We start from the raw sequence: 11,648 nt of genomic DNA on the forward strand, positions 1-11,648 counted from the left end.
ATATGCTTATCTTTCTTATTATTTTTTTAATATATAAAAACACGATAAATTTTAACAAAATTATTATTAAATAAAAGAAAGAGAAATAATAAAAATAGAGAAAATAATTTAGTCTTAATTTAAATAAATAATTAATAAAAATTAAATATTATTTTAAATATTATTATCGCAATATTAAAAATAGAATTATTATTTTAAGTATAAAAATGAAAAACAATCAAAAAATATAAATAATTCATTATTATCAATCAGTTGTTTCTATTTCCGATTTTTTATCGCTTTTTGATGTTTTGTCAAAATTTATTTTCAGTTTCATCATTAAGTAAACAGGGATTTTTATAGGCTAAAGAGAGGATTGAGCGATTTTTTTTATCATTTTTTATGTAAGTAAAGTGATTTATCTTAATGATTTTAAGGGCGTTTATTCGATAGCTTTACACGATTAAGCATTTAAATATCACTTTTAGATCTTGGTGCTATATTTTGAGATCCTCTTTACGCCTTGCGTTCAAGGTGTTAAATTGATCACGTTTCCGAGATTTTGTTAGTAAAGTTTTATCTATTAATATTACTTAACTCAACCTTGGTGACTTATAAACTCAGATTCTACTATCTTCTTAGTATTGTTCAGGCGAAACTCTTGTATCTTTATATTGAAACACTGAAGCAACGGCTGGATGCGATTAATCAACTCAGACTGGAACGAGCATTTGCATCGATGTGTGATGTTTTTAAACAGGTCTATGGTTTAATTCCTGTTTTATTGCATTACCACCATCCTGAGTTGCCCGGCTACATACAAGGAAATGTTCCTCACGGCACATGTTTCTTTGAACCTGATGACATGCAACGTCAATGGGCCAATAAGCTGATTAACGCATTATGTGATGAGCCAATGGAAGGGTACGCCAGCGGAGAGTTGCCAATTACAGGCATCTACTCGATGGGTAGCACTTCTTCTATTGGGCAAAGTCACTGCTCTGATATTGATATTTGGGTCTGCCATCAATCATGGCTGGATCAGGATGAGCGTGCGCTTTTACAACGTAAGTGCCAACTGATTGAACAGTGGGCTGGTGAGCTAGGCATTGACGTTACATTTTTCTTAATCGATGAAAATAGATTTCGCCATCATGCAAGCGGTAGCTTAGGTGGGGAAGATTGTGGTTCTACTCAACATATTCTTTTACTTGACGAATTTTACCGTACAGCGGTACGTCTTGCAGGTAAACGCTTGCTATGGACGATGGTGCCAGTAGAAGAAGAACACCATTATGATGAATATGTTAACTCCCTTTATGCTCAGGGCGTATTAACACCTAATGAGTGGTTAGATTTGGGGGGGTTAGGTGAACTTTCAGCCGAAGAGTATTTCGGCGCAAGTTTATGGCAGCTTTATAAAAGCGTTGATTCACCATATAAAGCGGTATTAAAAAGTATTTTATTAGAAGCTTATTCAGCGGACTATCCTAATGGAAAACTGCTAGCATTAGAGATGAAGCAACATCTACACCGTGGCGAAATCGTTAATTATGGTTTAGATGCTTATTGTATGATGCTTGAGCGTGTTACTCGTTATTTGGTTTCTATCAATGATTTAACCCGCCTTGATCTTATCCGTCGCTGTTTCTACCTTAAAGTGTGTGAAAAATTATCTAACGAAAAAACACAAAATGAATCCGAAGGTTGGAGACGACAAGTTTTATCGCAATTGGTCACTCAGTGGCAATGGGATAACGAACGGTTAACGATACTCGATACCCGTGATAGCTGGAAAATCGAGCGAGTACGTGATGCGCACAACGAACTATTAGATACGATGATGCAAAGCTATCGTAATCTTATCCGTTTCGCGCGTCGCAATAATTTAAGTGTCAGTGCAAGCCCACAAGATATTGGTGTATTAACACGTAAACTTTATGCGGCATTTGAAGCATTGCCTGGTAAAGTGACACTGGTTAATCCGCAAATATCTCCTGATTTATCAGAGTCGCATTTAACCTTTATTTATGTACCACAAGGCCGAGCAAATCGTAGCGGTTGGTATTTATATAATCGTGCCCCTGATTTTGAAAATATCGTTGGACATCAACCATTAGAATATAACCGCTATTTAAATAAATTAGTGGCATGGTCTTACTTTAATGGGCTGTTAACGAAAGAGTCTCGAGTTTATATTCATCAAGGAGAATCTTCTTGTGATGAAATTAAACTACATGAATTAGTTAGGGATATGTCGAGCCATTTCCCGATTCGTTTACCTGCACCGACACCGAAAGCACTGTATAGCCCTTGTGAAATTAGACACCTTGCGATTATTGTCAATTTAGAAACTGACCCAACAGAAAGTTTTTCTGATCAAGTGGTTCACTTTGATTTTAGAAAATTAGATGTCTTTAGTTTTGGCGAAAAAGAGCAGTGTCTTATTGGTAGCATTGATTTGTTGTATCGTAACTCTTGGAATGAAGTAAGAACCCTTCATTTCAGTGGTACACAATCTATGTTGGAATCGTTAAAAACGATTTTAGGTAAAATGCACCAAGATGCGGCTCCACCTGCTTCTGTTGAAGTATTCTGTTATAGCCAACATTTGCGTGGTTTAATCCGTACTCGTGTTCAGCAGTTAGTTTCAGAATGTATTGAATTGCGGTTATCAACGAATCGTTTAGAGCCGGGGCGTTTTAAAGCTTTGCGTATTGCTGGGCAAACGTGGGGATTGTTCTTTGAACGCCTCAATGTGTCAGTACAAAAATTAGAAAATGCTATCGAGTTTTATGGTGCAATTTCATATAACAAGCTTCATGGGTTGCCGGTTAAATTAGATAAAGATGCTCGCTATTTACCTGCGGTGATTGATGGTTTTGCGTGTGAAGGGATTATCCAATTCTTCTTTGAAACCACAGAAGATAATAATGTCTTTAATATCTATATCTTAGATGAAGCAAATCGCGTCGAAATTTATTCCCATTGTGAAGGAAGTAAAGAAGAGTTAGTGAAAGATGTTAGCCGTTTCTACTCTTCCTCTCATGACCGATTTACATATGGCTCAAGCTTTATTAATTTTAACTTGCCACAATTTTATCAAATTGTGAAAGTGGAAGGCTTAACACAAGTGCTACCTTTTGCTGGCGGATCATTTGGTAAATTATCCGATCTAGGTAGTAAAGAAGCGCAACCTGAGATGAATGTTGTTGCCCATGGATTTACAGATTATAAAGCAGTGCAACACACTTAATTGAGTATGAGTCAATAAAAACACAAATGGGAGCTTTGATAGCTCCCATTATTGTAATTAACCGCGCTTCTTAGAAAGAAAACGCTTCCCCACTTTGTTCTGTTATTGCTTGTGCTAGCATGGTTAAAAATTCACCACCACTTCTATCACAAATCCATTGCTCATCTTTCCAATCAAAGTGATAACCACCAGAACGTGTTGCTAACCAAATTTGATGAAACGCTTCCTGACGATTAATAATAATTTTGCTATTATTTTCAAAGGTTAATGTCATTACACCGCCATTGATTTCACAATCAATATCTGCGTCACCTTCATAATTATCAATAGTTTGTTCTATTTCTGACAAGAGTTCGTCAGCTAATTGGTGAAATTCACTGTCGTTCATCTTCATTTCCTATTTGCTTTTCGAGATCTAACTGCGATTATAGAGGATATTAACCAAATAAATGACAGGCAGATTTCGAATGAAAACGTATTTACGTTGCACTCTTGCTATAATAACACTGATTTCTCTTTCTGGTTGTGGCTTGAAAGGCCCTCTTTATTTCCCACCTGAAGATACTCAGGCAAAAATGACACAGTCACCCCAGCCAACCCAGCAAGTTGAGAGCGCCTCAACTCAGACCAATTAGTCAATTTTAGAAACGGTAATTTCGTTTCAGGCAGGGGCAAGATGCAATTTTCAAAAATGCATGGTCTTGGTAACGACTTTATGGTGGTCGATGCTGTGACTCAAAATGTTTATTTTTCACCAGAATTAATATGTCGATTAGCGAATCGCCATACTGGTGTTGGGTTTGATCAATTATTGGTGGTTGAAGCACCTTATGATCCTGAACTCGATTTCCATTATCGCATTTTTAATGCGGATGGAAGTGAGGTTGCGCAGTGTGGTAATGGCGCTCGTTGCTTTGCTCGATTTGTGAGATTAAAAGGTCTTACAAACAAAAGAGAGATAAAAGTCAGTACACAGTCTGGCAGAATGACCTTGCAAGTTATGGATAATGACGATGTGTGCGTCAATATGGGGGAGCCCGAATTTGAACCTCAAAAAATCCCTTTCCGTGCACAAAAGGCAGAAAAGACCTATATTATCAGGGCAATGGAACGCACTGTATTATGTGGTGTAGTTTCAATGGGAAATCCCCATTGCGTCATTCAGGTCGAAGACATTAAAACAGCCGAAGTTGAGTTGTTAGGACCTGTGTTAGAGCAACATGAACGTTTTCCTGAACGTGCTAATATTGGTTTTATGCAGATTGTAGACAGAAACAACCTTCATTTACGGGTATTTGAACGAGGTGCGGGCGAAACGAATGCCTGTGGTAGCGGAGCTTGTGCTGCTGTTGCTATCGGTATTTCACAAGGTTTATTAGATAAACGAGTGAAAGTGACTTTACCCGGTGGTGTACTGCTAATTGAATGGAAAGGAGAGGGTAACTCTCTTTATATGACTGGGCCAGCGACACATATTTATGATGGGATCATCCAGCTATAATATTATTTTTTGAGAGGCTATCTGTATGACGGATAAAAATGAGCAGTTTTGTTGCCCTGAAACAAACGAACTTAATGATCAACAAGTGATCCGTTACCTTAGGGAGCATCCTGGTTTTTTTATCCGTAATGCAAGCTATATCGAGCAAATGAAAGTTCCTCATCCCGTCAGAGGAACTGTTTCTTTAGTTGAATGGATAATGTCGCGTCAACGAAACCGTATCCATTATCTTGAAGAAGATATGCGTTTGTTGATAGAACAAGCCTCGGAAAATGAAGCACTGTTTAGCCAACTCTTATTATTAATTTCTGAACTATCCAACAGTGCTTCTCTTCACGAAATGCTAGAGCGCTTAAACCTTTGGGCAAAAGGATTAGGGCTTTATTCAGTTCAATTACGCCTATTTACTGATCGCTGGCAATTGCAGCCACCTTTAGATGCACAAGATCTCCCATTATCTCGTCAAGCATTTGAACATTTTCGCATTCAACGTATGGGTGATGATAATCACTATTTAGGCCCATTAAATGGGCAAGAGATAATGTTATTGATGCCGAATGTACGACGTTCTGGTTCCGTTGCGCTTTCATTGTTAGGGCATTATGGTGATTTGGGGGTGATTATTTTTAATAGCCGAGATAACCAACATTTTCAGGAAGGGATGGGAACAGTAATGCTGGATAAGCTAGCCCATATTTTACCCGAATTATTACTTCGTTGGATTGCAAGGCAATGAATCAACCAATAGATATTCCAGAAACACTCTCCACCGCTATCGAGCAATTCCTGCGTTATATTCAAGTTGAACGTCGATTAAGCCCTGTCACAGTAGAAAATTATCATCGCCAACTGATGGCATTAGCACAAATGATGGTGGCGATGAAAATCACACAATGGATATCACTCGAAAGCCAACATGTACGCATGTTATTAGCAAAAAGCAATCGTAGCGGGTTACAACCGACTAGTCTTGCTTTGCGCTTTTCGGCGTTACGTAGTTTTCTTGATTGGCAAGTGGCACAAGGAATGTTAGAGGTTAATCCAGCAAAAGGTATTCGAACGCCTAAATCGGGTCGTCACCTTCCTAAAAATATGGATGTTGATGAAGTTAGCCAATTGATGAATATCGACCTAAAAGATCCGCTTTCTGTTAGAGATAGAACCATGTTGGAAGTGATGTATGGTGCAGGATTACGTCTATCAGAATTGACTAACTTAAATATTAGCGATATCGACATGAATGAAGGCGAAGTTCGTGTTTTAGGTAAAGGGAGTAAAGAACGAAAAGTGCCGCTGGGAAGAAAAGCGCTAGAGTGGTTACAAAATTGGTTTCCGATACGAGAGCTCTATGCACCTGAAGATAAAGCTGTCTTTATCTCAACCCAAAGTGGTAAGCGTTTATCTGTGCGCAGTGTACAAAAACGGTTTGAACTTTGGGGGATTAAGCAAGGACTAAGTAGCCATGTGAACCCTCATAAATTGCGCCACTCATTTGCCACACATTTATTGGAATCCAGTGGTGATTTGCGTGCTGTACAAGAGTTATTAGGGCACGCCAATTTATCGACCACACAAGTTTATACCCACTTAGATTTTCAGCATTTAGCGAAAGTCTATGATGCTGCTCATCCGAGAGCTAAGAGAGAAAAATCATAATGCGCTTTTACAGAACTCTGACGCCAATCGCAGCGATGACTTTTGATTTAGATGATACGCTGTATGACAATGTGCCAGTGATGGATAAAACAGAAAAAGAGACGCTGGATTTTATTCGTCAATATGATTTGCGTTTTAATCATTTTACAGAACACGATGTGGATGCCTACAAAAAGCCACTTTTAGAAAATGATCCTGATATTTTTCATGATATTACGCAATGGCGTTGGCTTGCGGCTAGAAATATGTTGTTAGATTACGGTTACAGTGAAGCCAAAGCACAACAAGGTGCGGATGAAATTATGGCGCACTTTGCTTATTGGCGTAGCCGCATTAATGTACCTAATAATACTCATCATGTTCTCACCGAATTGGCACAGAAAATCCCATTAATTGCGATTACAAATGGTAATGCAAACCCATTAAGTTGTGGTTTAGGACAGTATTTTTCACATATTTTAAAAGCTGGCCCTGATGGTCGCTCTAAACCTTATCCTGATATGTTTGATAAAGCTGCCGCACTGTTAGATCTTCCACATGAGAAAATCCTACATGTGGGAGACCACCTTGTAACCGATGTCGAGGGAGCCGTTAGTAGTGGATTACAAGCGTGTTGGATTAACCTTGATAGCCGTAGTTTGTTTGAAGAAGGTGAAACCAGAGTAATGCCGCATATTGAAATTACAGATTTAAGCAAACTAATAGAATTAGTTTAATGTGATATGCGGTAAGAATGGCACAGATAAACGCGGTTAAGAAAGGCTTTATTTTGCATAGCACGTGAATTCCTGTTAGTTTGTTGCTTACTCTCTATTTCTGTATATATCCACAGTATTTTCTTCACTAAATGATTGGTAATTATGGACGTCTCATATCTGCTAGAAGGCCTTAACGATAAACAGCGCGAAGCGGTAGCCGCACCTCGCATTAATATGCTGGTGTTAGCTGGCGCAGGCAGTGGTAAAACACGGGTACTGGTACATCGTATCGCATGGTTATTATCTGTTGAACAAGCTTCTCCCTTTTCGATTATGGCTGTGACGTTTACCAATAAAGCCGCCGCAGAGATGCGACATCGTATTGAAGACTTAATTGGTACAAGTCAAGGCGGTATGTGGATCGGCACGTTCCATAGCCTTGCTCATCGTTTATTACGCGCACACTATCTTGATGCAAATTTGCCACAAGACTTTCAAATTATTGACAGTGACGATCAATATCGTCTTATTCGTCGCATTGTTAAATCGATGAACCTTGATGATAAACAATGGCCTGCACGACAAGGAATGTGGTACATCAACGGTAAAAAAGATGAAGGATTACGCCCTCAGCATATTCAAACCTATGGTAATCCTGTTGAAACAACATGGTTGAAAGTGTATCAAGCATATCAAGAAGCTTGCGATCGTGCGGGGCTGGTGGACTTTGCAGAGCTTTTATTACGTGCTCATGAGCTTTGGTTGAATAAGCCGCAAATTTTAGAACATTACCAAAATCGCTTTACTAATATCTTGGTTGATGAGTTTCAAGATACTAACCGTATTCAATATGCATGGATTAGAATGCTGGCGGGTCAAACGGGTAAAGTGATGATTGTCGGCGACGACGACCAATCCATTTATGGTTGGCGTGGTGCACAGGTTGAGAATATTCAAAACTTCTTAAATGAATTCCCAGGCGCAGAGACTATCCGATTAGAGCAAAATTATCGTTCTACCAGCAATATTCTAAAAGCCGCGAATGCACTCATTGCTAATAACAGTGACAGATTAGGTAAAAATCTGTGGACTGAAGGTGCAGAAGGTGAGCCTATTTCGCTGTATTGTGCTTTTAATGATTTAGATGAAGCGCGTTATGTAGTTGGTCGAATTAAACGCTGGCAAGAAGAAGGCGGTGCACTGACAGATTGTGCCATTCTTTATCGCAGTAATGCCCAATCTCGTATAATGGAAGAAGCATTATTACAAGCAGCGATGCCATATCGTATCTATGGCGGTCAGCGTTTCTTCGAGCGCCAAGAAATCAAAGATGCACTCTCTTATATGCGATTAACGGCGAATCGCCATGATGATGCTTCTTTCGAGCGTGTTGTGAATACACCAACACGGGGGATTGGTGATAGAACATTAGATATTGTTCGCCAAGTTGCAAGAGATAACCAAATTACCTTATGGGAAAGCGCATTACAGGTTATCGAACATAAAATGCTAGCAGGGCGAGCAACCGCTGCAATCCAACGGTTTTTAGAACTGATCGAAACACTTGCTTCTGAAACGGCAGATATGCCATTACATGTGCAAACAGACCGAATTATTCGTGATTCAGGTTTAAAAGCGATGTATGAGCAAGAAAAAGGTGAAAAAGCACAAGCTCGTATTGAAAACTTAGAAGAGCTGGTTACTGCGACTCGCCAATTTAGTTATCAAGATGAAGACGAAGATTTGATGCCACTGCAAGCGTTTCTTTCTCATGCTGCATTAGAATCAGGCGAAAGCCAAGCTGATGCATATCAAGATGCTGTGCAGTTAATGACACTTCATTCGGCTAAAGGGCTCGAATTTTCACAAGTCTTTATTGTGGGTGTAGAAGAAGGTATGTTCCCAAGTCAGATGTCGCTAGATGAAGGTGGGCGTTTAGAAGAAGAGCGTCGTTTGGCTTATGTGGGTGTCACGCGAGCAATGAAAAAGTTAACGCTTACTTACGCTGAAAACCGCCGTCTATATGGAAAAGAAGTCAGTCATCGGCCATCTCGCTTTATTGGTGAGTTACCTAAAGAGTGTGTTGAAGAAGTTCGTTTACGTGCGACGGTTTCACGTCCTGTCAATCATAGCCGTTTAGGCACTCCGATTAGCAATGATACCGGTTATTCGCTTGGGCAACGTGTGAAGCACCCTAAATTTGGTGATGGCACCATTATCAATATTGAAGGTAGCGGTGAACATTGCCGATTACAAATCGCCTTTAATGGTGAAGGTATTAAATGGCTGGTAGCTGCATTTGCTCGACTAGAGTAAGTTGTCATTTAAAGTGAGCAGTTACTATCTTAATATAAAAAACACCCTTACTTATCTATCAAATAAGTAAGGGTGTTTTTTTAAGGGATGTTCGATTTGATTACTTAATAATCTCGTTATCTATTCTTACTCAACGGGATTAATTGATGAAATTCTCTAGCGTATTCTTTTATACCTACTCTTTTGTTTCACCTTGCACGCGAACTTCTTCCGCCTCTTTTTCTAGTAATGAATTATTGATTGAAAATATTGAGGAAGTCCTGTGTGATACTTATCATCCCAGTGAACCTATCAATGAATTTGAAGAAGATTTGTATTGTAAGTTATTGAGACATCAACGTGATTTTGTTCCTCGTATCAATCTCTATTACAGCGTTGTGATTAACCATATTCAATGGGTTAATAATGCAATATCAACGTTATTTAGGTACTCAAATCGCTATGTAGAAGCGAAATCAAAGAGTGCGCATTCATTAAAGAAGAGTAAGCAGAAAAAACTCTCTTCCGCTTTTACACAAATTAGTAATTTAGCGGAAGAGTGAGTTTTAGGAGGTTAGCTACGTCTCAAACGGCGTTGTGTATAAAGTGCATCAAGTGTAAAGAGGATCAGTGCAACCCAAATAAAACCAAAGGTCACTAATCTTTCTGCATCAATTTGCTCGCCATATACCATTGTGGCAAGAATAAACATCAAGGTGGGGCCAATATATTGGAAAAAGCCCAAAGTTGATAAACGCAGATGATGTGCAGCTTCTGTAAAGAGTAGTAGCGGTATAGTTGTAATAATACCGGCTGCAATTAACAAGGTATTTAATGACCAACTATTTTCAAGCATATTGCTAGTCGGCGAATGTGTGAAAAATAAGATATAAACTAATGCAACGGGGAATAGCCATAATGTTTCTACCAGCATACCTGTTTGTGCATCGACACCCAATTTTTTACGCAGTAAGCCATAAAGGCCAAAAGTCATGGCAAGGCTTAATCCAATCACGGGCACTGAACCAAAGTGCCAGAGTTGAATAAATACACCAGTAAATGCCAAACCTACTGCTATCCATTGCATACGGCGGAACCGCTCGCTCAAGAAAAGCATGCCAAATAGTACGTTAACGAGTGGGTTAATAAAGTAGCCAAGGCTGGCTTCTAGCATATAACCATGGTTAACCGCCCATATATAGGTAAGCCAGTTAGTTGCGATAATAATGGCAGTCAGTGCTAAAAGAAGAATTTTTTTAGGTTGACGTATTAATTGGCGCAAATAAGGCCAATGACGACTGATAGTCATTAAAATCAACATGAAAAAGAACGACCATAAAATGCGGTGCGTTAAGATCTCTTCTGCGGGCACTTCTTGAATGCTTTTAAAATAGACAGGGGCAATACCCCAGATCAAATAGGCGCCTAAGGCACATAAAACGCCTTTCATCGTGTTTTTCTGGCTCATGCTATCTCTGGAATTGATGGAAAGGAAAAGTGTGACGGGGTTATCATACCCAATGACATTATTTAATGTGTCATTAGGCATGTATTTTTACAAGTAATTAATACTAATCTAAGCATTATCGCGCACATTGAATTTTAGCAAAGGCTTAACCTACAATATAAGTTGCTGTCCCACTCGCAATATGAATTTGTTTTTCATTATGTAATTCAACACGAGCAACAGACACTTTATTACCACTGCGTAAAATATGGCTACTTGCAGTAAAACATTCTCCACGTCCCGGTCTTAAATAATCAACACGTAAATCAATCGTGCCCATATTAGCGAGTTTTTGTTCGAGTTGCTCTTGGGATATTGGTGCTAAACGTGTTAATGCGTTACCGACACAAACTAATCCCGCGCTGACATCAAGTACAGAAGCAATAAGCCCACCATGTAAGATACGTTGAGCAATATTACCAACAAGTTTATCTTGATACCGAAATTGAATTTCAGCGTAGTCTTGCTCAAAACGAACTAGCTCTAAGCCAATTAATTGATTAAAGGGCATCTTATAAACAAAAACATGACCAATTAGTGTTTGAGCCTCTTCTAATGTTAACTGTTTTTCCATTTTTAGAACCTCTGATATCACATCATCAAGTTAATATTATGTTAATAATACATGACGAATTCGTAATTGCACATTCGTGCTATAAATATAATGATGTGAAAATATACGAGATTTAATGGCAATTACGTGTAAAATATGGACGCTAAAGTGCAATAAAGCACATATATAAGAACTAATTCTAA

The 11,648-nt window shown here is 38.8% G+C and carries 11 protein-coding genes; 8 read left to right on the forward strand and 3 right to left on the reverse strand.

All coding sequences use genetic code 11. The features are described 5' to 3' along the window. Positions 1-640 precede the first annotated feature (640 nt). Complete coding sequence (locus tag GWI59_RS08765; protein WP_161724485.1) at positions 641-3,235, forward strand: class I adenylate cyclase; 2,595 nt, start codon at positions 641-643, stop codon at positions 3,233-3,235. Between the two features lie 70 nt (positions 3,236-3,305). Here the strand turns inward: GWI59_RS08765 and cyaY are convergent, their stop codons facing one another. After that, positions 3,306-3,623: an iron donor protein CyaY gene (cyaY, locus tag GWI59_RS08770; protein WP_109399691.1), complete on the reverse strand. Its 318-nt coding sequence runs from the start codon at positions 3,621-3,623 to the stop codon at positions 3,306-3,308. A 79-nt stretch (positions 3,624-3,702) separates the two neighbouring features. Between cyaY and lptM the strand changes: the two genes are divergently transcribed. The 7 genes from lptM (at position 3,703) to GWI59_RS08805 (ending at position 9,948) form a co-directional block, all read left to right on the forward strand. Further along, positions 3,703-3,870 carry an LPS translocon maturation chaperone LptM gene (gene lptM / locus GWI59_RS08775; protein ID WP_006535806.1) on the forward strand — a complete coding sequence of 56 codons (168 nt, stop codon included), beginning with the start codon at positions 3,703-3,705 and terminating at the stop codon, positions 3,868-3,870. A 41-nt stretch (positions 3,871-3,911) separates the two neighbouring features. Continuing rightward, positions 3,912-4,736 carry a diaminopimelate epimerase gene (gene dapF / locus GWI59_RS08780; protein ID WP_072064597.1) on the forward strand — a complete coding sequence of 275 codons (825 nt, stop codon included), beginning with the start codon at positions 3,912-3,914 and terminating at the stop codon, positions 4,734-4,736. A gap of 25 nt (positions 4,737-4,761) precedes the next feature. Then, the gene (locus tag GWI59_RS08785; protein ID WP_072064596.1) at positions 4,762-5,472 is read left to right on the forward strand and encodes a DUF484 domain-containing protein; all 711 of its coding nucleotides are present in this window, start codon (positions 4,762-4,764) and stop codon (positions 5,470-5,472) included. Beyond that, positions 5,469-6,392 (forward strand): tyrosine recombinase XerC, encoded by a 924-nt coding sequence (xerC, locus tag GWI59_RS08790; protein ID WP_109847970.1) that lies wholly within the window; start codon positions 5,469-5,471, stop codon positions 6,390-6,392. Before GWI59_RS08785 ends, xerC begins: the two co-directional genes overlap by 4 nt. Continuing rightward, positions 6,392-7,108 carry a 5-amino-6-(5-phospho-D-ribitylamino)uracil phosphatase YigB gene (yigB, locus tag GWI59_RS08795; protein WP_109847969.1) on the forward strand — a complete coding sequence of 239 codons (717 nt, stop codon included), beginning with the start codon at positions 6,392-6,394 and terminating at the stop codon, positions 7,106-7,108. Before xerC ends, yigB begins: the two co-directional genes overlap by 1 nt. A 144-nt stretch (positions 7,109-7,252) precedes the next feature. Continuing rightward, positions 7,253-9,406, forward strand: a complete 2,154-nt coding sequence (uvrD, locus tag GWI59_RS08800) for a DNA helicase II (protein WP_072064593.1) — start codon at positions 7,253-7,255, stop codon at positions 9,404-9,406. 146 nt (positions 9,407-9,552) lie between these two features. Next, positions 9,553-9,948 carry a hypothetical protein gene (locus GWI59_RS08805; protein ID WP_161724487.1) on the forward strand — a complete coding sequence of 132 codons (396 nt, stop codon included), beginning with the start codon at positions 9,553-9,555 and terminating at the stop codon, positions 9,946-9,948. A gap of 11 nt (positions 9,949-9,959) precedes the next feature. On the opposite strand, the gene rarD is transcribed toward GWI59_RS08805, so the two are convergent. Together rarD and GWI59_RS08815 are read right to left on the reverse strand one after the other, a co-directional pair. Further along, positions 9,960-10,853 (reverse strand): EamA family transporter RarD, encoded by an 894-nt coding sequence (rarD, locus tag GWI59_RS08810; protein ID WP_161724490.1) that lies wholly within the window; start codon positions 10,851-10,853, stop codon positions 9,960-9,962. 145 nt (positions 10,854-10,998) lie between these two features. Next, a complete protein-coding gene (locus tag GWI59_RS08815) occupies positions 10,999-11,466 on the reverse strand; it encodes a thioesterase family protein (RefSeq protein WP_006535792.1) in 468 nt (155 codons plus the stop codon). Positions 11,467-11,648 lie beyond the last annotated feature (182 nt).

The sequence above is a fragment of the Proteus sp. G2673 genome (genome assembly GCF_009915125.1).
GTDB classification, from domain to species: domain Bacteria; phylum Pseudomonadota; class Gammaproteobacteria; order Enterobacterales; family Enterobacteriaceae; genus Proteus; species Proteus penneri.